The organism is Actinosynnema mirum DSM 43827 (assembly GCF_000023245.1).
In the GTDB taxonomy this organism is placed as follows: Bacteria; Actinomycetota; Actinomycetes; order Mycobacteriales; family Pseudonocardiaceae; genus Actinosynnema; species Actinosynnema mirum.
This window is the reverse complement of the sequence record NC_013093.1, coordinates 641540-666876: the sequence shown is the minus strand read 5'-3', so window position 1 is coordinate 666876 and position 25337 is coordinate 641540. Positions and strand designations below refer to the sequence as shown.

At 65.2% G+C, this 25337-nt stretch carries 18 protein-coding genes and 1 tRNA gene; 10 read left to right on the top strand and 9 right to left on the bottom strand.

What is annotated here, in order from left to right:
* The first annotated feature begins 120 nt into the window (after positions 1–120).
* Positions 121–2976 (top strand): penicillin acylase family protein, encoded by a 2856-nt coding sequence (locus AMIR_RS03010; protein ID WP_049797065.1) that lies wholly within the window; start codon positions 121–123, stop codon positions 2974–2976.
* 197 nt (positions 2977–3173) lie between these two features.
* Here the strand turns inward: AMIR_RS03010 and AMIR_RS03005 are convergent, their stop codons facing one another.
* The gene (locus tag AMIR_RS03005) at positions 3174–4157 is read right to left on the bottom strand and encodes a hypothetical protein (protein ID WP_187313479.1); all 984 of its coding nucleotides are present in this window, start codon (positions 4155–4157) and stop codon (positions 3174–3176) included.
* Positions 4158–4342: 185 nt separating this feature from the next.
* Here AMIR_RS03005 and AMIR_RS03000 point away from each other — a divergent pair.
* Positions 4343–4415 (top strand) — tRNA-Arg (locus AMIR_RS03000).
* A gap of 186 nt (positions 4416–4601) precedes the next feature.
* On the opposite strand, the gene AMIR_RS02995 is transcribed toward AMIR_RS03000, so the two are convergent.
* From AMIR_RS02995 to AMIR_RS02980, 5 genes are all read right to left on the bottom strand, one after another.
* A complete protein-coding gene (locus AMIR_RS02995) occupies positions 4602–5453 on the bottom strand; it encodes a tyrosine-type recombinase/integrase (protein WP_012783223.1) in 852 nt (283 codons plus the stop codon).
* Positions 5339–6388 carry a DNA phosphorothioation-associated putative methyltransferase gene (locus tag AMIR_RS43135; RefSeq protein WP_425358884.1) on the bottom strand — a complete coding sequence of 350 codons (1050 nt, stop codon included), beginning with the start codon at positions 6386–6388 and terminating at the stop codon, positions 5339–5341. The genes AMIR_RS02995 and AMIR_RS43135 overlap by 115 nt, the downstream gene beginning before the upstream one ends.
* Before the next feature lie 327 nt (positions 6389–6715).
* Entirely contained in the window at positions 6716–7603 is an 888-nt protein-coding gene (locus AMIR_RS36650; protein ID WP_012783222.1) for a phospholipase D family protein, read from the bottom strand.
* On the bottom strand, positions 7600–9477 hold the full coding sequence (locus AMIR_RS02985; protein WP_222840707.1) for an ATP-binding protein: 1878 nt from the start codon (positions 9475–9477) through the stop codon (positions 7600–7602). Before AMIR_RS02985 ends, AMIR_RS36650 begins: the two co-directional genes overlap by 4 nt.
* Complete coding sequence (locus tag AMIR_RS02980) at positions 9474–11108, bottom strand: DEAD/DEAH box helicase (protein ID WP_222840706.1); 1635 nt, start codon at positions 11106–11108, stop codon at positions 9474–9476. Before AMIR_RS02980 ends, AMIR_RS02985 begins: the two co-directional genes overlap by 4 nt.
* Before the next feature lie 495 nt (positions 11109–11603).
* On the opposite strand from AMIR_RS02980, the gene AMIR_RS02975 reads away from it, so the two are divergent.
* From AMIR_RS02975 to AMIR_RS02960, 4 genes are read left to right on the top strand one after another with little or no spacing between them, the layout of a single operon-like run.
* A complete protein-coding gene (locus tag AMIR_RS02975) occupies positions 11604–12758 on the top strand; it encodes a cysteine desulfurase family protein (protein WP_222840705.1) in 1155 nt (384 codons plus the stop codon).
* Positions 12759–12815: 57 nt separating this feature from the next.
* Positions 12816–13934 (top strand): DUF4007 family protein, encoded by a 1119-nt coding sequence (locus AMIR_RS02970; RefSeq protein WP_012783218.1) that lies wholly within the window; start codon positions 12816–12818, stop codon positions 13932–13934.
* Entirely contained in the window at positions 13931–17509 is a 3579-nt protein-coding gene (locus AMIR_RS02965) for a hypothetical protein (protein ID WP_012783217.1), read from the top strand. The genes AMIR_RS02970 and AMIR_RS02965 overlap by 4 nt, the downstream gene beginning before the upstream one ends.
* Entirely contained in the window at positions 17506–18336 is an 831-nt protein-coding gene (locus AMIR_RS02960; RefSeq protein ID WP_012783216.1) for a phosphoadenosine phosphosulfate reductase family protein, read from the top strand. The genes AMIR_RS02965 and AMIR_RS02960 overlap by 4 nt, the downstream gene beginning before the upstream one ends.
* A gap of 303 nt (positions 18337–18639) precedes the next feature.
* Here the strand turns inward: AMIR_RS02960 and AMIR_RS02955 are convergent, their stop codons facing one another.
* Positions 18640–20655 carry a DNA sulfur modification protein DndB gene (locus AMIR_RS02955; protein ID WP_012783215.1) on the bottom strand — a complete coding sequence of 672 codons (2016 nt, stop codon included), beginning with the start codon at positions 20653–20655 and terminating at the stop codon, positions 18640–18642.
* A 1-nt stretch (position 20656) separates the two neighbouring features.
* A complete protein-coding gene (locus AMIR_RS02950; RefSeq protein ID WP_012783214.1) occupies positions 20657–21349 on the bottom strand; it encodes a hypothetical protein in 693 nt (230 codons plus the stop codon).
* 417 nt (positions 21350–21766) lie between these two features.
* Between AMIR_RS02950 and AMIR_RS43130 the strand changes: the two genes are divergently transcribed.
* The 3 genes from AMIR_RS43130 (at position 21767) to AMIR_RS02935 (ending at position 24034) form a co-directional block, all read left to right on the top strand.
* Positions 21767–22024 carry a DUF4365 domain-containing protein gene (locus AMIR_RS43130; RefSeq protein WP_425358847.1) on the top strand — a complete coding sequence of 86 codons (258 nt, stop codon included), beginning with the start codon at positions 21767–21769 and terminating at the stop codon, positions 22022–22024.
* Between the two features lie 129 nt (positions 22025–22153).
* A complete protein-coding gene (locus AMIR_RS02940) occupies positions 22154–23233 on the top strand; it encodes a hypothetical protein (RefSeq protein ID WP_012783213.1) in 1080 nt (359 codons plus the stop codon).
* Positions 23234–23272: 39 nt separating this feature from the next.
* Positions 23273–24034 carry an IS5/IS1182 family transposase gene (locus AMIR_RS02935; RefSeq protein WP_012783212.1) on the top strand — a complete coding sequence of 254 codons (762 nt, stop codon included), beginning with the start codon at positions 23273–23275 and terminating at the stop codon, positions 24032–24034.
* Positions 24035–24133: 99 nt separating this feature from the next.
* On the opposite strand, the gene AMIR_RS02930 is transcribed toward AMIR_RS02935, so the two are convergent.
* Entirely contained in the window at positions 24134–24913 is a 780-nt protein-coding gene (locus AMIR_RS02930) for an IS5-like element ISAmi2 family transposase (protein ID WP_041836501.1), read from the bottom strand.
* A 97-nt stretch (positions 24914–25010) separates the two neighbouring features.
* Between AMIR_RS02930 and AMIR_RS02925 the strand changes: the two genes are divergently transcribed.
* A complete protein-coding gene (locus tag AMIR_RS02925; protein WP_041836540.1) occupies positions 25011–25325 on the top strand; it encodes a hypothetical protein in 315 nt (104 codons plus the stop codon).
* The last annotated feature ends 12 nt before the right edge of the window (positions 25326–25337 follow it).

The following is a 25337-nucleotide window of genomic DNA, read 5'->3' as shown; positions in this document are numbered from 1 at the left end:
GCAAACACCTCGCCAAACGTAGCCTCCGTCACAGGCAACCCCCTGGAGAGGAGCCCGATCCCCGTGCCGAAGAACGCCCGGTTAGCACTGGCGGTGGCACTGCTGACCGCCACGACGACCGTGACCGCGACGACCGCCACGACCGCCTCGGCGGCCCCGGTCACCGCGCCGCCGATCACGGCCCCAGCGTCCGCCGCCCCGGTGGCAGGCCCGACCGCGCTGGCCGACGACCCCTGCCTCGGCCAGTGCCACGACATCGTCCCGCCCGGCCAGAGCGGCAACGCCACCCTCGCGGACATCCTGGCGCACAAGGTCTTCGGCACCCGACCCGCGCACTCCGCCGACCAGCTCGGCAAGTACGACGCGCTGGCGAGCGGCCACAAGGGGCTGACCAACGCCCAGCTGACGAACTTCTTCAACGACGCCTCGTTCGGCGTCCCCGCGAACCAGGTCGAGAGCACCATCAGCCCGCGCGCCGACGTGACCATCGTGCGCGACAAGCTGATCGGGATGCCGCACATCACCGGCACCACCCGCTCCGGCACGCAGTTCGGCGCCGGCTACGCGGCGGCGCAGGACCGGCTGTGGCTGATGGACCTGTTCCGGCACCTCGGTCGCGGCCAGCTGTCCGGGTTCGCCGGTGGCGCCGAGGGCAACCGGGTGCTGGAGCAGAGCTTCGTCAAGCAGATCGCGTACACCGAGGCGGACCTGCAGGCCCAGATCGACCGGGTCGCCGCGCAGGGCGATCGCGGGCGGCAGGCGTTCCAGGACGTCACCGACTACCTGCAGGGCGTCAACGCCTACATCACGCAGGCGATCGCGAACCGGAACTTCCCCGGCGAGTACGTGCTGACCGGGCACGCCGACGCGATCACGAACTGGAACGACATCCAGCCGTTCAAGGCCACCGACCTGGTCGCGATCGCGGCCGTCGTCGGCGGGCTGTTCGGCGCGGGCGGCGGCGGCGAGGTGCAGAACGCGCTGGTGCGGCTGGCCGCGCAGAACAAGTACGGCGCCGAGGCGGGTGACCGGGTGTGGCGCTCGTTCCGGGCGCGCAACGACCCCGAGGCGACGCTGACGCTGCACGACGGGCAGCGCTTCCCGTACGCGACCGAGCCCGCGAACCCGAAGGGCGTCGCGCTGCCGGACGGCGGGGTGGTGACGCCGGAGCCGATCGTCTACGACCAGACCACGTCCAGCGCCCGGCAGTCCACTGTGGACACCCCGGACGACCTGAAGGCGCTGGAGGGCATCTTCGCCGACGGCGTGCTGCCCAAGGACCTGCTCTCCCGCCCGCGCGGCATGTCGAACGCGGTCGCGATCTCCGGCGCGCACACCACCACCGGCAACCCGATCGCCGTGTGGGGGCCGCAGACCGGCTACTTCGCGCCGCAGCTGCTGATGCTGCAGGAGCTCAACGGCCCCGGCCTGCGGGCGCGCGGGGTGTCGTTCGCGGGCGTCAACATGTACGTGCAGCTCGGGCGCGGCCTGGACTACTCGTGGAGCGCGACCTCGTCGGGCCAGGACATCACCGACACGTACGCGGTGGAGCTGTGCGAGCCGAACGGGCAGCCGACGGCGAACTCGGCGCACTACCTGCTGCGCGGGCAGTGCGTGCCGATGGAGCGGCTGGAGCGCAAGAACGCGTGGAAGTCGACGGTCGCCGACCCGACGCCCGCGGGTTCCTACACGCTCGTGGTCTACCGCACCAAGTACGGGCTGGTGCAGTCGCGGGCGAAGGTGGGCGGCAAGTTCGTCGCCTACACGGCGCTGCGGTCCACGTACCTGCGCGAGGTGGACCCGATCATCGGGTTCCAGGAGTTCAACGACCCCGGCGCGATCACCTCGGCGCAGGCGTTCCAGCGGGCCGCCGAGCGGGTCGGGTACGCGTTCAACTGGTTCTACGCGGACGCGAACGACATCGCCTACTTCAACTCGGGGCTGAACCCGGTGCGCAAGGCCGACGTCGACCCGGACCTGCCGGTGAAGGCCGAGCAGGCGTACGAGTGGCAGAACTGGAACCCGGACGACAACTCGGCGGCGTACACGGCGTTCGCGCAGCACCCGCAGTCGGTGAACCAGGACTTCTACGTCAGCTGGAACAACAAGCAGGCGCTGGACCACTCCTCCGGCGGGTACGGGATGTCGTCGGTGCACCGCGGCGACCTGCTGGACAAGCGGGTGCGGGCGCTGATCGCGAACGGCGCGAAGGTGGACCGGGCGGCGGTGACGAAGGCGGTCGCCGAGGCCGGGCTCGCGGACCTGCGGGCCGAGCGGGTGCTGCCGGAGGTGCTGCGCGTGCTGGGGACGGTGGCCGACGCGGACCTGGCGCCGACCGTGCAGAAGCTCAGGGCGTGGGTGACCTCCGGGTCGCTGCGCACCGAGACCAGCAAGGGCAGCAAGGTCTACGCGCACGCCGACGCGATCCGGGCGCTGGACGCGTGGTGGCCGCTGCTGGTGGACGCGCAGTTCCGGCCGGGGCTGGGCGACGCGCTGAACAGCGCGCTCGTCGGGGCGCTGCAGGTGGACGAGGCGCCGTCGGACCCGCGCGGCGTGCAGCAGCACAAGGGGTCGGCGTTCCAGTACGGCTGGTGGGGCTTCGCGCAGAAGGACCTGCGGGCGGTGCTGGGCGACCAGGTGGCCGGGCCGCTGGGCGCGAAGTACTGCGGCGGCGGTGACCTGGCGCGGTGCAGGCAGGTGCTGCTGGACAGCCTGCGGCGGGCGATCGCGGTGCCCGCGACGACGACCTACCCCGGTGACGACAGCTGCGCGGCGGGCGACCAGTGGTGCGCGGACTCCATCGTGCACCGGGCGATGGGCGGCATCACCCAGGACAAGATCACCTGGCAGAACCGGCCGACCTACCAGCAGGTGGTGCAGTTCCCGTCGCGGCGATCCGCTTCGGTGTTCGGCAGCGCGCATTCGGTCGAAGTCTTCCGGAACGACGTGGAATGGGCTTCATTGCGCGCGAAGTAGCTGGTGGGAGCGGGTTTTCCGGTATTTCACGTGACCCCGAAAGAGGGGGTTCGTACAAATGACGGGTTCCCAACCAGGGCCCGGTTCCGGATACTCGCTGTACGAACTTGAGGTCTACGAACCGTAGACCGGCCCACAGGAAGACCCCGGTCCACCCCCAGGGACCGGGGTCTTCCGCTGTCCGGCGCGGGGCGGGGTCAGCGGTGCGGGTTCGCGACGCCGTTGCGCGGGGTGGCGTCGCCGGGTTCGAGCCGGTCGCGGGGGTCCTCGGGGCCGGTGGTGAGCTGCTCGGGGGGTTTCTGGGCGGGGATGGTGGGGGGCTGCGAGCTCTGCACCTGGCCCTGGTTCTGGCTCTGGCTGTGGCCCTGGCTCTGGGGGAGCCCGACCTGGTCGGCGAACTCGGCCGCGACGGAGGTGCCCCCGTAGACGCCGAGGGCCTGGGCGAGGTGCTGGCGCAGGTCGGTGCGGTGGTCGTGGGACAGGCGCGGGATGGCGCTCTCGAAGCTGCTGACGAGGGTGTCGGCCCAGTGCCGGTCGCGGCGCTGGGCGGCGATCCGGACGAGGTCGTCGAGCTGCTGGGCGAGGGCGACGGCCTGCTCGACCTGGTAGCCGTTGCGGTGCAGCCACCAGATCGTGGCGGTGGACAGGTCGGTGAGCACCTCGTCCCGCAGGTACCGGATCTCGTCGCGCTCGGCGTCGCGCTCGGCCTGGCGGATGGTCGTGGCGCGCAGGAGCTCGATGTGCTTGCGGGCCATCTCCAGGTCGGCGTCGTCCACCCGCAGCTCGACCTGCTCGGCGCGGGCCCACACGTGCGTGCCCTCGACCTGCCGCTCGTCGGCGAGCTCGTCGCCGAGCTGGTGCTTGAGCGGCGCGTGGTGCACCAGCATCGAGCCCTCGGTCACGGCGCGGGCGCGCTGGACCACGTCGTTGACGGCGGCGCTGCGCGGCGAGTGGTGCCGCAACCCGGAGGCGAGGTCGACGCGCCAGTGGATGGTGAACTTGGCGTGGAAGTCGAGCCCGTACACGGCGGAGGGCAGCGGTGTCTCGAACACCAGCTCGTGCGTGGTCGGAGGCGGCACGAACGTGAACTGCTCCGCCCGCCGCATCTGCCGCCGCCGCCACCAGGAACCAACGGCCCCGAGGGGTCCGGGCCGGAAGTCGGGCCAGGGTCTACCGCTCATGGGTGAACCTTCGCATCGGGATGAGGATGCAACTTCTGTACCCCACGAACCGGGCGGGCAGAAGCGGGCGGGGCCGGGTTCCCCCCAACAGCGGCAACGGCGGAAACCGCGGGAGGCCCGATCTCACGCGATGTGCACCCCCTGGCTCCGCACGGGTGACGGGGGCCCGGTAGGGTATGGGACGCGCCCTCGTAGCTCAGGGGATAGAGCATCGGTTTCCTAAACCGTGTGTCGCAGGTTCGAATCCTGCCGGGGGCACTCACCTTTCGCCGGGTGAATCAAGCTCTGACCTGCGGAAACGCGGTCGGGGCTTGATCTATTTCCGGGGCTTGCGCCGGTCGCTGTCAGCCCGAATCTGCCCCCGTTTGCCGGGGTCCGCGAAACCACCGCGAAATGACCTCGGCCCCCTGGGGCAGGTCCCAGGGGGCCGATCCGTGAGGTGGGTCACGCGGCGCGGAAGAGGGATTCGATCTTCCTGTTGACCGTCTCGCGCTGCCCGTCGATGCACTTCGCGTAGACCTTCAGCAGCACGTCCACCGAGTGCCCGGCCCGTTCGGCGACCTCCGGGGCCGGGACGCCGCCGTTGAGCCAGAGCGACACCGCAGCGTGCCGGAGGTCGTACGGGCGACCCGCGAGCGGCGATGCCACCTGGGCCGGGGTGAGGCCGTAGGCGCGGGCCTGCTCCCAGACGCGCGAGTAGGTGGACGAGGAGACCACCCCATCGTTCGGTGATCGGAACAGCCGACCATCCGGGGCCGACCCGAACCGGGCGATGTGCTCCCGCAGGATCGTGACCAGCACGGGTGGAATCGGAACCGGCCGGACCTCCTTGACCCCCCGGTGCTTCAACCCGCGCTGATCATGGACCTCGCCGGAGTCCGTCCACCGCTTCCCCGCCGAGGGCCGCGACTCCCCCAGCATCAGGACACCCCACCCGGACTGGGGCAACGTGCAGTCGTTCACCCGGAGGGCCAGCCCCTCAGCCGGACGTGCAGCCGCGTAGTAGCCCACGGCGAAGAAGGCCGCCAAGTGCGCGCCCCGATCCGCGTTGCGCCTGCCCACGTACGAGACGGCCGCCAGCAGGTCGGCGACCTGACGGGGGTTGGCGACCACGCGCGGGTCAACCTGCTCAACCACCTTGGCCGTCTTCCGCTTCACCCTGGTCAGGGGGTTATCGGGGATCAACTCCCGCTCGACCGCGTACCCGAGCAGGTTGAACAGCACGGCCCGTTTGCGCTGGTAGACCGTCGCCGCAGCGGCCTTGCCGTCGAGCTTGACCGCCAGGGCGTCGAGCACTTCCCGGACGGCGGGCGCAGCGGTGAGGTCGTACAGGGGCCGCGAGTTCCTGACGAGCCAGTCCGCCGCGCTCTCCTCCGCGCTCGACCTCGTGGCGCCCCGCGTGGTCGGGGACAGCAGCCGCGAGCGCCAGATACACGCCGAGATCGTCCCGTGCTGCTTCGCACGCTTTCTTCCAGTCCGCCTCGTCGATCAACGCACGCACGCACGATCGCGAGCGCACGTTTTGTACTGCCAAACGCTTCACAAATTTCAGCATCGTCGCTAACTTCCCGCGGGTCGGGAAGCCGCCCGCGCTCCATCGCGAACCGGATAATGGGATCAAGAAGCGAGCGGTGTGCGTCGCGCAGGGTTTCACTGAGCTTGGCTGCCTGGCTGGCATACCGTCCATGGCGGACCCTGGATGCCAGAAACTGGTGGCCTCGACTGTCGTCGCGGAAGACGTAGAAGATGCCCGGAGCAGCCGCTATGGACCGCGCGTCGAGGTTCGTGTCGATCCATGATCGAAGCTCGTCCTGCTTGAAGAACTTTTGAAACGTGCCCTTAGTCGTGAGCACTCCGTCGCCGTGGCGGCGCCCTTTCACATGACGGGCCTCCCAGTCAGGCCGGGCGACGACAACGAGAATCTGGCGTGCTAGGGACCAGGCCGATCGTAGTACGTCGACTCGTTCGAGTGGGTCCTCGATAACGTTCACCACGTAGCCGAGATTGACAATGTCGGCCTCACGGTGTGGCGAGGATGCCGCGTGATCCGGATCCCATCCTGTGACGTCGTAGCCCAGTGCCGAGAGCCGCAGCACATCGCCGCCGCGGCCGCAGCCGTAGTCGAAGACTGATAGGCCCGCTTGCAAGAGCGCGTCGGAGAGTGCTGCCGCCATCGGCTTGCTGAGACCGGTGCGCATCATCGCTGTCCGGCCGCGATCAACGATGGTCATCCGCTGCTGCACCGCCCTACCTGTGACTCCGCACCGTTCATGGCGCGTTGTCTCGCCGTTGGCGCCGGCAGGCGGAACGCCTTGAACGTTGTCACAGTTTGGGTTGATACCAGCATGCACCAGGAAGTGCCACAGTGGCCCGTCGTCGAAGGCGGAGCACCCCGCTACGTGTGCGCAGGGCAAGGCAGAGCTTTGGAGCAACCGTCCTGACCGACCAGCAGACACACGTTTGTCCGTCGACCGTGCTGCTCGCGGGATGCGGGGCAACATGGTCGACGGACGTGTCGCCAAGTTCCTACGGTGTGGCGAGCAAGATGTGCATGACGCTCAGCCCAGTTCGCGGCCGTGGCGGAGTTCCCACGATCCGACCTCGGTGTAGTACGAGCCGAAGTGCTTGAGCCACGCTGCGATGATCTCTGTGATCCGGTGCGCTTGGCCTTCTGTGACGTCTGCTCGTTCTTCGATGGCGTGCCGCAGCTCAGTGTTACTGAGGGGCTGTCCGTTCAGAAGCTTTCGTAGTTCGGGAATCGCGTGTAGTCGATCGTGCACCGCGGTGTTGAACTGAGGCTCGGACAGGCCGGCGGGAATGTTCAGTAGTGCGAGATCCTGAACTAGACCTGCCTCAACGGCTTCCGCGAAGCGCGATCGTCCAGAGTAGAACGTGAACAACGTTTCCGGACGTCGAGTTACCGGGTACCACGAGACGGCTGGTCGCGGTTCCGATGCGCCGTCTGCGGTGAGCAGCTCGGCTTGCTGCCGAACAAGAGCGGCCATGTGCGTAGTGGCTGGAATCGCGGCTGCTTTGAGTTCACTCACAACACGCTGGACCTCGGGGTGGGACGCAGGTGCTTCGATCAGCAGCTCGATATTCGCTTCTGGCGCGAGCCCTGTTGCCTTGGCGGTCAGATTCGCTGAACCGATCAGGCAGCGATCGTCAACGCTGTAGATCTTGGCATGTAAAGACGGGCAGAGCGCAACATGCACACGCCCGTCTTTGTTCGCTGCGTCCAAGATCTCCGGGTCGGAGACCCCGGCTGCTACCTCAGATGGGGTCCAGCGAGTCACGCAGTCGATTCGCTGGACGGACGGTGGGATCACGGCCAGCGCAGCCTCGAAGACCCTCTTCTTGATGAAGGGGGCCACGAGCAGCGCCGTGGCCCCGGCGCTGCGCAGCAGTACCTCGATTTGACGCCAGACGTGGTCGGGTTCGGTCACTCGTCGGCCTCACCGTCGATGAAGTCACGGGCGTAGCGTCCCCAGTCCCGGCGCGCGTCGGCGATCTTCTCCCGTTGCCTGTCGTTGGGGATCTCGTCCTCCATCCGAGCCCAGGAGAACAGCAGCAATTTGAAGGTGTCGGCTGCACGACGCAGGCGGTACTTCAGGTCGCTATCGGTTGCATCCTCAGGGACTTCCTCAAGAACCGCAAGCAACTGATCATGTAGCGGATGACTGTTGTTGAAGATCACTTGGAGCATGCCTGCCATGAGGTCGATGCTGAAGAAGGCGTGCGTGTCCTGGTAGCTGGAGATCCACCGCACACGCCAGTCCTTCTCCAGCGCCTCGTCGACCATGGATTGTGCAGTGTCTTCGTCAAGGTGATGTCGCTGGGTAAGAGCGTCCACCTGTTCCTGACGCTTGTCCTGGTTGGTGACGCCGTCCTCGAGCTGGTCGGTCTTGCCGGTGTGGCCTTCGTCCCGCCTGCGCTTCACCGCATCCGTTGCTTTGGACGTGACCTCGTCGTCATGCCGCTTCTTGCTCTTACGCCGGCCAACTGTCTGCTGCTTGAGCTGACGGCGCATGGTGCGTAGGAGCTTGGTTTCGAGGTAAAGAGCAAGGTCGAACAGTTGCAGGCGGGGGTCCCCGAGCTCCGCGAGGCGGTCCTTGAACGCCTTGAAGGTCTCATCGGCCTCCGCTTCGGCTTGCCAGTCGAAGTGGGCGAGCGACGAGAAGATCGTAGCCGTCTGCTTGTTGTTCGTGACACCGAAGATCTCGTCTAGCGCCGGAGGGAACTCAACCTCGACTCCCCACCACCGCTCCACCGGGTCATACCCAATCGCCCAGGACGAATCCAGATCGAGTTCACGTCCCTGACGGACCAAGGAGATGCCGATGTTGCGGCCCGCATGCTTGCCCCAAGGATGATTACCGGCATCCTTGTTAGGACTTGCGCCTGCGGGCCAGGGATGATCAGCCACGTCTGGCCGTCGCGCCTCGGGCCGAGCGATGGCGGCACGCACCTTGACCTTATGCTCTATTCCCTCGACGGTGATCGGAAAATACGTGACACCGGGCTCATTCTCGTTGCCCATGTTGAACGGCTCGAACATGGGCTTGTCGTCGAACGGCGTCGGCGCGCAGGTCGACTTCATCAGATAGAGAGGGTCATTGGGCGCGGCGTAGTAGGCGCCGGCTACCACCTCGCCGTCTCGCACGGGGGCCATCCGGATGTCGACCTTGTCTTCGTGGAGGAAGTGCCGGTAGACGCGACCGATGAGTTCCGACGTGTTCTTCAGGGTTGCCGCAGCGCCGTACCAGTTGACCCGATCGAGGTTCCTCCACACAACAAGGGTTCCGGTGTCGCTGAGAAGACCGTCGCTGAGATCGCGCCAGTACTCCGGAACGCCACCCTGAACGTGGATCGGGTCGGGCACGGCGTCACGGCCGTCGTTGATCTCTGCAAGGTCGAGGTAGGTGTAGAGGGCGTTTCCAGGACCGTTGGTCCAAGACCAGACCTCAACCCTGGTGCACTGCGACATGCTGGAGTTCGGCAAGCCCATGCCGAATCGGCCGATGCGCTTACGATCGTCGCCGAGGCCGTCGCCATACTTGAGGGCACGACGCAGTGTCTCGGAGTCCATGCCCTTGCCGTTGTCGAGCACAGCGATGGTCTCGACTCGCTGCCTTGTGCGGGAGGAGACCTGTACGGGACTTTCGCAGGCGAAGACCTCCACCAGCGTGGCGCCAGCATCAATACTGTTGTCGATCAGCTCGGCGAGCGCGTAGGCGGTGTTCTTGTAGCCGCTGTCACGCATTGCCTTGACTGTCAGCGCGGGGGTGACGATCCGGTAATTGCTGTCATCGCTGGTCACGCGGGCTCCCATACATCTTCCCAGTTGGTGAATGCCTCCGCCACGTCGCCGAACCCCGGCAGCTCGGGATCCACGACGGTGACGATCTCGCAAGTGGAGGTTCCGCCGGCTTTCGGCCCGCGGATGACCCGCCCGACCATCTGACTGTAGAGCACCAGCGATTTGGTCGGCCGGGCGATGACGGCGGCGCTCGCGGCAGGAGCGTCGAAACCGGTAGTCAATACGCCGAAGTTGCACAGGATCATCGGGCGGCGCCCCGTGCCCTTGAAGCGGGTGATGACCTGCTTTCGGTGCCGTGGCGAGGACTCGCCGGTTATGAACTCGGCGTCGAGGCTGACCGCGGACAGCACAGCGGCGATCAGTCGGCAGTGATCCACCGAGGCGGCGAACACGAGGATCCGGCGGTGCTCCCGCGCCAGCAGATCCATGATCGTCTGCACGACCTTAAGGTTCCATTGCTCATCATGGGCCAGCGCGTCCACGATGCCTGCGGGGATGTCGAACGAGCGGGCGAGCATTTGACGATCACGGGCAGATAGGTGCAGGCCCGCGTCCGATGCCACTGTTCTCATTGTCGGCTTGGCCAGATAGCCCTGGTCGATCAGTGCGGTGACAGGGTTGCTGTAACCCTCGATCTCCAGCATCACCTTCTGCCGCAAGAAAAAGTCCGACAACCGCTCGTCCTGCGCGATGTCGGCCCAAGTTCGTCCCGGAGTGGCGGTCAACCCCAGCAGACTGGCGTCCGGGCGGATGGTAAGGGCATCCACGACACGCTGGAACGTGGGCGCGATGATCTGATGCGCTTCGTCGAACACCGTGAGACTGCTGCGCGAAGCAAGAGTGTGCAGGAACTCGGGGCTGCCCTTCGCCGCCGACACGGCCTTCTCCAGCCCGAGGATCACCACCCCGTCCGCGACGTCGTCGAGTGTCGTGGGCGCGTTGCCCCACATGCGCACCACGGACACCGGACGGTTACCGAGCTGCGACCACGCGTGTTCGAACTCTGCCGCGGCCTGCTCCAACAGCTCCTGTCCATGAGCGAGCCACACAACGAGGGTGGGCTCGCGGTCGCGGAGGTGGTCGCAGATCAGGTTCATGCCGGTCCGTGTTTTGCCGACACCGGTGGGCAGGTGAAGTACGGCGCGGCGCGGCCCGTCGTAGATCAGCTCCTTGATCCGTGCGGCGGCGCGGCGCTGATGTGGGAACAGGCCGTAGAGCGGCTCAGCGTCCTGCCGGAACAGCGGCGTCCGAGTGGGCGCCCGGTCGATGGTGAAGCCCAGAAACTCCAGCAGCTCGCGTCGCTGTTCGATCGTCCATGTCAGATCGTTGACTGCGTTCAGAACGTTCTTCGGGCCAGACGTGTCCGCGTCGAGCCGCTTCGCCAACTCAAGCTGCTTGTCGGCCGGCAGCAGAGCGAGCAGCTCCTTGCGTCCGGACTCGTCGGACACGAGCTGCTCCGCGTCGATGGCCACCAGGGCGACCGCGCGCAGCCGTTCGTCCGATGCGGTGCCTCCCTCGACGAGGTCTAGCAGGGCACACAGGTCCTTGCCGAGCTGCCTGCGGACATACGACATCGGAGCACGCTCGAGAACGGCACCGAAGGAGATGCCGGGCGACCAGCCTGCGGTCACGTGGCCACCGCCATAGGGCGCGCGAGAACCGGGCACCGGTCAGGGGATACGTGGTTGGTCAACAAGCTGGCAGATCCCTACCCTCTCGAACGGCCGGCGGAGAATCGCACCGATGAATGCCCCATCGCTGATGGGTGTCCTCACCGTTACAGTGCGCGACCACACTAGCCTCAGGCACTGACAATTTCGGCCAGTTCGCCTGTATGCGCTGGTCAGAGCGCTACCGGGGAGCGTAGATCGCGCTACAGGCCGTAGACGAGCCGGGAGCTGAGCATCTCCCGCCCTGCCCGCGCCGGGGAACGCGTGTTCGACTGGCAGCATCCGTTCACCCGTCATGCCACGAAGCTTGGGCGTATCCGATCACGCCGATACGGGGCGACACGCTGCTCCTGGTGGAACCCCCGTGGCGGCTCATCGCTTCCACCAGGAGTACATTGTGTAGGGCTTAACGATCAGTACGAGACGGGAGCGTGAGGTGCATTGGAGCAGTCGCCGGTGATCTACCTCGACTACAACGCGACGGCACCCACCCGTCCCGAAGCGCTCGCGGCCGTGGTCGACGCGATGCACTACGTGGGCAATGCTTCAAGCATCCACCTGCCTGGTCAAAGCGCCGCGCAACGCGTCGACAGCGCCCGTCGGCAGGTGGCCGAACTCCTAAACTGCTCGCCCGGCGAGATCATCTTTACATCCGGTGCGACGGAAGCCAACAACCTGGCGCTTCGCGCGGCGCACTCTAGCGGACGCCGACTGGTCACGAGCAACGTCGAGCACCCGGCAGTGCTCGAAACGGCCCGCGATTTGACTGCGGATCAACCTGGTTCGCTGATCCTGCTTGAGGTCGACGCTGATGGGCTGGTGGACCTGGCCGCTCTGGAGAACGCGCTGGGCCACGGCGATATTGGGCTGGTATCACTCATGGCGGCGAACAACGAAACCGGTGTTCTCACCGACCTCGCTCCCGTGGTCACCGCAGCTCATGCTGTGGGAGCTCTTGTCCACACCGATGCGACACAGATGGTCGGTCGCCTGCCGATCGACCTCGCCGACCTCGATGTCGACCTGCTGTCCTTGTCGGCGCACAAGTTCGGCGGCCCTCAAGGGATCGGAGCATTGTTCGTGCGCCGGACCGCGTCGATTCCGTTCCGGCCCCAAGTCACCGGTGGTGGACAGGAACGAGGATGGCGCGCTGGCACACTAAATGTGCCTGGCATCGCGGGGGTAGGTGCCGCTGCCGCCGCCGTGCACCGCAGCCTCGCCGAGGAAACAGCCCGCATCGGCCGGTTGCGTGACTTGCTTGAGCACGCCGTCTCAGCATCCATCGACGGGTACAGGGTGAACGGGCATCGAGTTGCTCGACTGCCGGGAGTCAGCAGCATTACCTTCCCCGGTGCTCCCGCTGATGCCGTGATGGCTGCCATGCCACACGTGGCGGTGTCCGACGGGAGTGCCTGCGCATCAGGAGCGCCCAGCCCTAGCCATGTCCTGCTCGCCATGGGGATCAACCGACACGACGCCGACTGCACACTGCGCTTCTCATTGGGCTACGCCACGACCGAGGACCACATCATGCAGGCCGCCGACGCGACCGCGCACGCCGTCAAGCTGGTCCGGGCCTCAATGGATGCGTGCACACCAATTCCAGGCTGAGCTCGAACGAACACCACGACATACAACCATCCCGCATGGACACCGAGAGGTCCCCGCATGGCAGACACAAGGCTCGCGGCAGCAGCACACTCCAGCTTCGCGCGCCATGAAACCTTCGCACCGCGCTTCGGCTGGTTGCACAAGGCGTACATGCGGGTGAAAGACAACCCTGGCACCTTCATCGCCGAGGACGCGCCCGTCGAGCTCGGCGTGGGCAAAAACATGGTCAACGCCATGCGCTACTGGTCCAAAACGTTCAAGCTCACCCGCGAACACCTAAGCGAGGACGGCAAGACCAAGGCCCACATCGCCTCCCCGACCTGGGAAGCGCGCTGGCTGCTCGACGAAGACGGTGCCGATCCCTACCTCGAGGATCCGGGAAGCCTCTGGTTGCTGCACTGGTGGCTGGTGTCCTCGCGGCCAGGCGCCAAGTGCTGGGCACCGACCTGGTACACCGCGTTCCACCTCGCGCCATTCTCCCGGTTCTCGGTAGTCGAGATGACCCAGGTCGTCATGCGCCACGTGAACTTCTCGTTCCCCGAAGGTCCTGTCGAGGCGTCCGTCACCAAGGACGTGGATTGCCTCACCAAGATGTACGCACGCACCCCGGCCGAGCAGCCCGCAGCGCGGACCACCGACACGAAGACCGGGGCCAAGTCCAACTTTGAAGACCTGCTGGCCTGCCCGTTCCGCGAACTCGACCTGCTCACGCCCGTGGGTAGCCGCGGAAACCAGCAGTGGCAGTTCACCACCGGCACCCGTAACTCGCTTCCCGCGAGCGTGCTCGTATACGCCTGCCTGGACTACGCGGCTCGCGACACCAGCAGCTCCGGATCTATCTCTCTGGCCCGGCTCGCCAACGAGCCGGGCGGACCAGGCAGGGCGTTCCGCGTCCGGGAACCTGAAATTGTCGCGGCGCTGGACAAGGTCGCCGCCGAGCGCGCGGACGTCAGCCGAGTCGACGCGGTCGGCCAGCGCAGCATGTCCTTCAGTGGTGACCCGTTCGTCTTGGCCTGGGACGTGCTTGACGAGCAGTACGGATACGTCACCCACCGTCCAGGCTTCCCGACCCGTCGGGAGTGGGACCAGAAATACCCGATGCTCGCGAAGGTCGCGATGGCCGAGTCGCAGCAGCAGAAGCACCAGCCGCTTGCCCTCATGGAGGAGATCGCGTGACCGTCGCCGCCCCGTCGCCGCCCTCTAGGGACACCCGCACAGCCATCCCGGAGTTCCCCGCCGGCATTGCGCTGGTCGGCTCCCAGATGCGCTCCACCAACCTTGAGCGCGACGTCCGTGATGCCCTGCAGTCGCCCTACATCGGTGCCCGGGCCGTGGACGTACTGGAGCGAATCACCAGCGCAATCGCCGACCTGCGACGCACCCGCGCCTGGTCGTTCACCGGTCCTTACGGCTCCGGCAAGTCAACCCTGTCCAATTTGATCGACGCCTTGCTCGGCCACGATGACTCGCGGCGCGACGAAGCGGAGCGCATTCTCACCGGCACAAGTCCCGCCCTGGCGCAACGTCTCGCCGCAGCACGTGCGGAGCGGACTAACACGGGCTTCCTCGGAGCCGTGGCAACGGCACGACGTGAACCCCTCGTCTCCACCCTGGCACGGGCGTTGGAGACCGCAGCCTCCAGGCGATGGGGCAAGCGTGCCCCCAAGGCCATTGCGTCGGCTCTCGCTAACTGCTCCCATCCCGCGACCACCGGAGCAAAGCAAATCATGGCCGCGATCACGGCCATGACCGCCGAGCAACCACTGTTGTTGATCATCGACGAGTTCGGTAAAACGCTCGAACACCTCGCCGGGCACAGCGAGTTCGCCAGTCCCGAGCACGACCTGTTTCTCCTTCAAGAACTTGCCGAGCACTGCGCCGGCCCCAACGGGCTACCCGTGTACTTGCTAACCCTGCAGCATTTGTCCTTTTTGGACTATGCGTCCCGGACAAGCGACCTAGAGACCCGCGAGTGGGCCAAGATCCAGGGACGATTCGAAGACATCACCTTCCTTCCGCACCACGGCGACTCCCTGCAACTGCTACGCCGACGGCTCGACCACTCTGCCGTCAGTCCGGCCGGCAAAGCGCTGATCCAGGTGTGTGCGGATGCTGCAGCCCGTGAATGGAAAGAACATGGCCTAAACATCCTCGCCGAGCTCGACAGCAAGGATTTCGCCGACCTCTATCCACTGCACCCGCTGACCGCGATCGCCGCACCCATCCTCGCCGCTCAGATCGGCCAGCACGACCGCAGCCTGTCAGGATTCCTCAACAGTGGCGAGCCCAACACTGTCCGCGACGCCCTGACCGCCCACTCCCGGACCGACGCTGAACGCGCCAGCACCGTACGACTTCCACAGCTGTACGATTACTTCCTCAATGCCGGTCGCACCTCCCTGCTCGCATCCCCGAACGCGAGCCGCTGGATCGAAATCGACGCACGCATCAGGGACGCCAATGGGCTTCCAGACTCTGACCAGGACTTGCTGAAAACCATTGGTGTGCTGAACCTGATCGACGCCGATGGCGCCCTCAGTGCCACCAACGAAATGATCCATTTCGCTCTGCGTGACCCAGATGATCTCGTCGACGCAGCCGCGTACGCCGCCCTGGAAGAACAGATTGCCGATCTCGTTCGGCGAGGCTTCCTCGTCTACCGCGAATTCAGCGGTGAGTACCGCTTGTGGCAGGGCACCGACGTCGACATCGACGGGCGGCTCAAGGAGATCACCAGTCATCTCGACGAAGCGTCGGTGATTCAGCGGTTGAGCGCCTATGTCCCCTCTTCAGTTGTCGCGGGCCGCCACAGCCAGGTGACTGGGATGCTGCGCGTGTTCGTTACCGCCGTCAGCGGACCGGAGACGAGCCACGTCGACGCGCCCGACGAGATGACCGAACCGGCCGACGGTCTCGTGGTCTTCCACCTCGGCACTTCGACGAAGCGACCCGTCGTGGACTCGACACTGCCCGTCGTGTTCGGTACAACCCTCAACCCTGACATCGTGCTCAGCGCGGCCACGCATCTCGTTGCACTCAAAGAGCTCCAGCAGCAGGCGCTCGATCATGTAGCACTCAGGGAAGTCACGGATCGTGCCGTCCAGGCCGAAGCCACATTCCGAGAGATCTTCCAAGCGGCGTTCTACCCACCGGCGACTGACGCCACCTGGAGTACGTGGCATGCAGGCCTGCCTGCAGATCAAGATCCCAACACCGCCCAACTGATGGCGCGCAGCCTGAGCGGCCTCGTGTCACAGGTGTGTGACGAGGTCTACTCGCAGACGCCACATATCCGCAACGAGATGCTTGGCCGGCATGCGCTCACCAGCCAGGCCGCCCGAGCACGCAGCGATCTCCTCGACGCGATGTTGACTTCCTCGGGTAAGCAGGACCTTGGCTTCCCCACCGACAAATATGGTCCTGAGCGTGCCATGTATCGCGGCGTGCTGGCCTATCTCGGCCTGCACCGGCAGAACGGCGCAGTTCAGGCGGAACAGACCAGCGACAGCCTTTTCCCGTACGGCTTCTCGGCACCAGGCGACAAAGATCCGGAGAGGTACGCCAAGCCGGTGTGGGAGGCGCTGCAGCAGGCCCTCACCGAGGCAACCGAACGTACCTCGCTCGATCATGTCGTTCGCGTCGTGATGAGCCCGCCGTTCGGTGTGAAGGCCGGTGTCTGGCCCCTGCTCGTCGTTACCGCACTGCTGATCAGGAGGCACGATGTAGCGCTGTTCGAGGAAGGGACGTACCTTCCGCGGCTGACCCAAGACATCGTCGAACGTCTGGAGAAGGTACCGAGCCGCTTCCAGGTCAAGTACACGCCGGTCAGCTCCGGGCAGCGCGCCAGTGTTGTCAAGAAGCTCCTGGTATCACTCAAGGTTGAGCCCGCGCGATCGCAGGCGTTGCGCAACCCAGACATGCTGTCGGTCACCCGTGCGCTGCTGGAACGCGTCATGGTTCTCAACAAGTACGCACGACAGACCAAGCAGATCTCGTCCGACGCACTCGCCGTGCGTAAGGCGCTGGTCGGATCCCAAGATCCGGACGATTTGCTCTTCAAGGCCCTTCCCAAAGCACTCGGTCGTGGGCCAATCGGTCCGGCTGCCCGAGCGGACGCTGCGGCCGTTGATGAGTACGTCACCAGGCTGACCGCGGCTGTCGACGAGATCGCTGCCATCGACAGCAAACTCCGCGCCAAGGTTGTTGAGACCCTGGCACACGAGTTCCGTCTTCCCAGCGAGTTGCACGAACTGCGTTCCACTCTTGCCGCACGCCTCCGTGGCTTCGCCGACGTTGCACTGAGTGCGGAGCTGAAGGGCTTCGTCGACTTTGTACTCAGTGACAGTTTGTCCGACGAGGACTGGCTTGACCCGATCGTTGTTCGCCTGACCAACAGCGCTCTCGGTGACTGGGATGATCGTGAAGCCGCGATGTTCCCCCGCCGCGCACGCGAGATGGCCGCAGCACTGGATCGAGTCGGTCACCTGCACCGCACGACCGATGCAAGCGCTCAGGAAGAAAACCTAGAGGCGCAGCTGTTGACCTTGACGGACAAGGCAGGTGTCGAGCAGCGCACACTGATCTACATGCCCGCGCGCAGCCGCGCAAAGGCCGAGAACCTCGCGGCAGACGCCTTGAAGAGGGCCGAGAAGGCACTCGGGCCCGACGGCGCGCGGATCTTGCTCGCCGCACTCGCACAGCGAGTGGCCGAGGCGACGACCGTCGCACCAGAGACGAAGGAGCAGGCATGACAGGCGCGAATAGCTCGAAGGTGCGGCACGTACTGGGCATTTCGGGCGGGAAGGACTCCTCAGCTCTGGCCATCTACATGCGAGACAGGGTGCCGGATATGGAGTACTTCTTCTGCGACACCGGTGCCGAGCTCCCAGAAACCTACGAGTACCTCAATCGCCTCGAGGCAGCACTCGGAAAGTCGATCGTTCGCCTCAACGCAGCCCGCGACTTCGACCACTGGATGGAGGTCTACCAGGGAACACTGCCCAGCCCACAGATGCGCTGGTGCACAAAGAACCTCAAGATCAAGCCATTGGAAGAGTGGGTCGGCGACGACAAGGTCATCTCCTACGTAGCGATCCGCGCCGACGAGAACCGGCTCGGCTACGTCAGCACCAAGCCCAACATCGACGCGGTCTTCCCCTTCCGAGAGGACGGCATCGACAAGGACGGCGTAATGCGCATCCTCGACGAAGCCGGCATCGGCCTTCCCGGCTACTACGAGTGGCGAACTCGCTCCGGCTGCTACTTCTGCTTCTTCCAGCGCAAGCACGAATGGGTCGGGCTTAAGGAACGACACCCCGAACTGTTCGACAAGGCGGTTGCCTACGAGGAGAAGGTCCGATACCGCCACACCGCGATGCAGGGACGCAACTACACCTGGTCTCAAGGAGAGTCCCTGCACGAACTCATCGACCGCAAGGACGAGATTGAAGCGAAGCATACGGCTGCCTTGGAGCGTGCGTCTAAGCGGATCAAGCCAAATCGGCCACTCCTCGAAGTGCTGTCCGACGCACTCGATACCGACGACGATGAGGCTGGTTGTTCGGTGTGTCATCTCTGAGTGAAATGGTGACCTGAGGGGTTACTAGTCTCCTGTACTGACTGGACTAGGGACCAGTGACGCCTCAGGTTTATACTTTGGTGACTCGGTATGCGAGTTCCAGCGATTAGATTGGACTGAGCGCCGACAACTGGCGGGTGCGGGTGCTGCTCGCAGTTTGGGCACCTCTGTTCGACGCCCTGCACGCGGCGGCGGCGTTGGAGGACGCCGCGTTGCCGAGGCAGGATGTGACCGCCCCCAGGCTGCTGACGTTCTTCACCCATCCCCGCTCCCCTTGGGAACGCGGCAGCAAGCGGCTCGGGTCTATGACTCGGCAATGGGGACGGAGTCAGCAGCGGGTGCAAGTAGCTCGGCGAAGTGGGCCAGTCGTCGGGCACCGTGAATTTTGATCATCTTCTCCAGCGACTCCTTGGTCAGTACCCGGCCATCCACCTTGCTCAGACCAAGCACATACCGCCGCACACCTTTCCTGTAGGCCGAGGCGGCAGCGCGGAGCAACGGCGCGGTGCCGTCCTGCCTGCGTGAGCCGAGTGCGAGCGCCTGAAGCCATCGGCGTGCACCCGCGACATGGATCTCATTTGCCTCGGCGAGCGCAAAAGGATCAGCGGCTAGCAACACCGCGTCACCGGACGAACTTGGCCGCAGCATCGCCCTGATGTCGTCGTTCGACTGCTCCGCGCCGCCTGACTCACCCACAGGTAGACCCATGGTGGTGGCGAGCACTACCAAACCCATGATCGCGGTCTTCGACACCTGGGTGTAGTCGATGGTCCCGTCGGAGTTCACCGCGGCGCCCGTCCACAGTCCCTCTCTGGTCAACGTTTGACGGGCAAGATTGTTGAATCGGAGAATCCACGCCGCTAGCAGGTCCTCACGGCTGCCACTGTCTACATTCCACAGTGGCGCGAGGACAGCTCGGTTGCTGTCGATCTCACGCGCCGCCAGCACGAACCCGCGCTGAAAGACCACCTGGTATGCCAGGCGATAACGTCCCTTGACCTCGGCCGCGATCTGGGATGCCGCCGGAGAAGGATCCTCTGCATACGCCGCCTTGTAGGCGTTGCGGCCTTCGGTGCCCTGGCCCAGCCACAGTTCCTGAGTGCCCCCGAGTAGGCCCACCTCCCGGTACCTGCTCAGCAGCTCCGCGTACGGAAGCCCTGCGAGCAGCACTGCCGTAATCACCTTTCCGACACTGTCACGAAAACCCAGGGCAGCGGCCTTGACTTCGGAGTTCAACAGAGCGAACGGAGCTTCCTCCAGCTCGTCTGTCTTCAGCCGAGTATCCAGAGCGTCAACGCTCCAACCCGGCACGGCCTCCAACTCCAGCCGCGCCGTGAGCTGGTCTGTCCAGGCCTTCATCGCCTCGTAGTCAGTGCTGGCCGATGGCTTCCGGCTGTCGACAACATCGTCGACCAGCTGATGCAGCACCTGCAGCGTCGTAATGGAAAAGCCATCGTCGAACTTCGACCGGTTAGTCCGCACCCAATCCACCGCCGCCAGGGGAATCTGCGCTGGCCAGCTCGCCGTCGAAGGCAGCTCCTCGCTGCGCAGGCCTGGGGTGATCAGCGCCCTCATACACACAGCGGTGACGCTACGGTCGTCCAGCAGATACTCCCGCTCGGGCGTCACCTTTACGGCGTGCTTGTTCAGATCGGTGAAGATCGACCTGCTCGCGGTCGTGATCTCCGAGGGCCCGCCCGCTGGCGGCACGAACCCTGCTCGCGAATCCAGCACCAGTATGAGCACCGGGATGCTCGTGACATGCGGCTTGAGCGTCGTCGGCTGCTCATCATGCACGGCGTTGAGCGCCATGAACCGGTGCTGCCCGTCGATGATAATCGCCCGAACGTGCTCGGGCTGCCAGCGCAGGTAGCCGACGTTGGTCCCCGTGAGCAGCCTCGCCACCACGGGACCGGCCTGGATCACGTCGAAATCCTCAGTGACCAGGTCTTGAGGGAGTGGAACGTTCTCGTCGAACGCCTTCTTCGACCGGCCGTCCTTTTCCACCGGGACAAGAACGATCGTCAAGGAGTTGAAGAACTTGATCCGCGCCGGTTGCTTCAGATACTCGGCGATCTCGGAGTTCGCACGATCAGAGTCGATGTCGCGTTGCATCAACTCCTCGATGTTGATTGGGTCAGCCGGATCAACGGCGAGCTCCCGAGCGAGATTCAGGTACTTCCGCGCTTCCTCCACCTTCATAGTGGTGCAGAAGTACGGCACTTGCTCGCCGCCAATAGCGTACTCGCCGCGCACAAACTGAAAGTCGCTCGTCCAAGCGGGCGCGGCGGCCCCGCCGAACTTGCTCAGCGCGGTCATGTCAGTCCATTCTCTCGTTAAACAGCGGATGGCTGGTGCGGATGACCAAGGACTCAGCGAATTGAATCACGTTATTCAACTCCGCCTTGCCCGGCGGTACGTACTCCTCGGGCTCAAGATCGTCACCGTCCTCCATCAGAGGCGGGACGCCCTCAACGGAGTCGGTCAGATCGTCGCGGTCGTCGTCTTCATCCGCAGCAAGTCCGTCGATCGTCACCGGGCACAACACAACGGCACAGTCATTCACGGACATTCCGTGCTCACGCAACAGCCTCGAAAACTTGGACTTGTAACCGAAGTGACAGGGAAGCCGATCGCGGAAGTTCAGTGCCTTACCGACGTACAACGGCCTCTGAAACAGAGTCGCGCACATGAGCGACCACGACAGCTCCGCAGAACCGCCATCCAGAAGCGCGGCCAGCCGGGCCATCGACGACGGCGAGAGAGAGGCAGGTTCGTCGTATAACTGGACCCGTCTGTAGTGGCCGAGCTTTCCGCTATCGAACCGATTCTCTCGAACCTGCTTGAACGGCGCCGAAATAGCTTCCACCATCAAATCGGCGCTCATCTCGGCGCGCGTCAAATGATGGCCAAGCTGCAGAGTCCAGATGTAGATGCCCGCCGCGTTCGGCAACATGCTGCGCTTCTTCAGCCGCGTCGCGCCGTTGTATGTCAAGCCGTCGACAATCTGCACCTGATACCAGTCGAAGATGATCTCCGCATCCTCCTGATCAGTCCAACGATGCTCGCTGAGATCCGAACAGCATCCCGACCACCGCGACCGACTCGCGTGGCACAACCGAACCTACCGCGACGCCGACATATCGCCACGCCAACACCCAGGCTGGCGTGCTTATCACCTGGCCAACAGGACCAAGCACCGGCTTGGCGCGCTCACCAGTACGAGATCATAGATCGTCCCCGCCGCACGGATGATGCCATCCAACTCGTACCATCGTCATCCCACCAAGTCCTTGTACCTCTACGGCAATCCGCCCCGGTTCTGGAGCGACTGGTGGAGGCAGAGAGCTGACATGCCAACCTGAGGCCAGCGAGCCCTCCGCCTGGCCGCCCACGCACCCTGGGCCGAACCGGTCCCGACTGGCCTCCGATGCCTCCACCGCCTACCGCGAGTGAGGGAGTGCCCCACACCCAGTCGGCCATTCAGGACGAACTGGGTTGGCCGTTCCGCGAGCAGCCGACTGAGGACTACGGCATTGACGCGCATGCCGAGGTTGTCGACGGCGAGGACGTGCGCCGGCGGCTGCTGGCGCTACAGATCAAGAGTGGGATGAGCTGGTTCCGGGAGACTGCTGGCCCACCCGTCACCCCTATCGCTACTCACCGGTCGGTATTACCGAGCTGCTGAATCACCAACCAGGATTGGCTGTGTGTGGCGCAGCCAATCTCCCTGTTCAGAGACGTCTCAGCCGATCTGGCGAGTGGTAGGCCCGGCTGATTGATCTGACGCTCGGCGATGTCGTGAGAGGCTGCGTTGATGCCGCTGCTCAACGAGATGCCGCTCGAGCGAGCGAATCAGATCTTCAGACACCCGATTCATCAGGAAGGGGTCAGCACCCTGGAGCGCCTGATCACCGCGCTGCGGCAATGTCGGAGTGCCGAGGACTTCTACGACTTCCAGCAGGACCTGTTGGCGCGAGTGCTGGAGGTTCAGGAACATCGGGCAGCGTGTCGACGCGTCGCAAAGCTGCTCCGGCAGGGCAAGGCCGTGCCGGCCGACGCCCCCGAGCTGAGGTCCGCAGACCCGGCAACCAGCCCAGAGACCTGGGACCTTGAGGCGGATGTCTGCGAGCGGGTCGACCGTCAGCTGCGGTCGGTAGCTGATGGTCTGGCCTGGCGCGTGTTCAGCTACGACCGGCGAGTCATCATCGCGCTCTCCCGCAATCAGCATCCTGGGCCGATGGCTGGCAAGAAGGGCTTGGCCGCCGAACGCGCGTTCGTGATCGACTGGTGGCGTGACGAAGGGCGGTTCGTCCTACTGCACGACCTCACATCGTGCCTGACCATCGGGGACGCCACCTCGTTCAAGGAGATCGGCAACGAGTACGAGGCATACCTGCATGAGATCAAATCCGATCCCAACCGCATTGTTTCCCGGCAAGCGCGCCGCCAGCGGATGGCCGAGGAAGCGATCCGCTCCGGCGGGCAGTTGCCCGGCGATCTGCCTGGCCGACTGGTGCCGCTCGACATCCCGTACAAGACGCACCTCAACCTGCTGGGCACAGCCTTCGACCTCGCGCGCGACCGTGGCGTCCAGGGGATGAAGGTTCCCGGCGGTCGTGCGTTGGTAGCGAGCGACATCGTGCGCGGTTACGACTTGTGGTCAGAACGTGAATTCATCGACCGGACGGCCGCCGAGCACCTCCAAGCCGTGAAACGGGCTCGTATCCTTGATGTCGGGCACCTCGTCTGGGCGCGAAGCGATGACCTCGTGGCGCGCTCGCCAACGATGCCTCCGTGGTCGATCTATCCGCTATCACCTTCACTGAGCCCTTTCCAACCTGGCGTGGTGGGGCTGCGGTCGTGCTGGAGACGTGGCGAAGCTCCTGGTAGATGACTTCTCGACCAAGAGCAAGGCCATCGCCAGGAGCTTCGTGTGCTTGTCTACCCATCCGCGATCGACCTGTCCAGTTCACACCTTCAGTTCCTGGCACGGGAACTGACCACGCACCGGCGCCGGATCGGCAGCAGGTGGCGCAGGCTCGACCCCGGCCGCCAAGCCCTGCTGGTCCTGGCGCACCTGCGCTGCGGCGACACCTACACACGACTGGCCGTCGGATTCGGCGTCGGTCTGGCCACCGTCTGCCGCTACATCCACGAAGCGGTCGAACTCCTGGCCGCACTGGCACCGGACCTGGCCGACGCGGCGAAAGTCGCCTCACGCAAGGCCTACGTCATCCTCGACGGCACCCTGTTACTCATCGACCGCGTCGCCGCCGACCGGCCGTACTACTCCGGGAAGCACAAGCGGCACGGCATGAACGTCCAGGTCCTCGCCGATCCGGCCGGGCGACTGCTCCGGGTCTCGCCCGCGCTGCCGGGCTCGGTCCACGATCTGACCGCGGCTCGCATTCACGGCATCGTCGACGCCCTGGCCGCAGCGGACATCCCGTGCTGGGCGGACAAGGCCTACCGGGGCGCCGGCGGCCCGGTCCGCGTCCCCTACCGAGGCAAGTGGCACAACTTGTCACCGGGGCAGCAGGCGGTCAACCGCTCCCACGCCCGTATCCGCGCCCCGGGTGAACGCGCCGTCTCCACCCTCAAGACCTGGCGGCTACTGCGCAGACTCCGCTGCTCCACCACCCACATCACCAACCTGACCAGAGCCGTCCTCACACTCCACCTCAACGCCGGATGAGGTTGGAAAAGGCTCAATGTGCGCGCGCCTGATCACCGACTACGCTATGTATTCCGTCACGATGTCCAGCGAGCCGTTGCTGGACGCACTGAGCCTTTTTCATCCTGTGGTGGCCTCGTAGTTCTGTAGGACGTGGATGGCTTTGGCCAGTCGGCCGGCGCGGCGGGGGCAGCAGCGGAGTTTGCGGAGGATGCGCCAGGTCTTGAGCTGGGCGTTGGCGCGTTCGCCGGGGCCGCGCAGGCGGGCATGGGCGCGGTTGGCGTCCTTCTGTGATTCAGGTTTGTTGCGGCCCTTGTAAGGGGTGATCACGTGGCGGTCGGTCGGGTCGTAGGCGTGGTAGCCCTTGTCGCCCAGGGCGATCAGCCCGGCGTGGCGCAGGGCGGCGAGGATGTTCCAGATCCGGGCGGCGGCGGTGTCGTGGGTGCTGCCGGGCAAGTCGCCGGACACCCACAGGATCGTGCCGTCCGGGGACGCGATCACCTGCAGGTTCACTCCATGGATCTTGTGCTTGCCGGAGTAGAAGGGGCGGTCGGCGGCGATCCGGTCGATCGGGATGAGCGTGCCGTCGATCACCACGTGGGCCATGCCCTGGCGTTTCGCCTTGCGCAGCGCTTCTCGGAGCTTCGGGGACCGCTGGGCGAGCAGTTCGACGGTCTCGTTGACATAGCGCCAGCAGGTGGAGGTCGAGACCGCGAACCCGGCGGCGAGATCGGCGAAGGTCTCGCCTTTGCGCAGGTACACCAGCACCAGCAGGGCTTGTTGTCCTGGGTTGAGCTTGCGCCACACCGATCCGAGCTGCTTGCGGTGGGCGCGGACCAGCCCGGACACGAAGGTCAGGGTCTGATGTGACAACGGCAGCGCGGCACGGTAGAACAGCACGTGAAGCCCCTGGCGGTGCAGAACTTTCTTGGTCGATAGCTCTGCTACCAGGGGCTTCGCCATGTCCGGGCGGAGCCACGCCGATGCTCATCAACCTGTGATCAGCAAGAAGCACTACACGGCAACGCATCCAGCCCAGGATGAAAAGGGCTCACTGGACGATGTCGGCCTCGCTTCGGAGTGGGTGCTTTCTCGCGATCAGGAAACCGTCCAGCCGGACGAGGTCGTGCTCCGCGCGCACCGCGGCACTCGAACCATCGAGCTGCGCTGGGCTGAGATGCAGCGGCGGCTACTACTCGAGATGGCAGACCTCCCGATGTGGGCTGAAGGCGTCGCACAGTTGATCGACCGCCACGACTCCGGACGGCACCCCTGGCAGTCGTTCAGCAACGAGTGGAAGGTGTGGGCATAGCAGAACGATTCA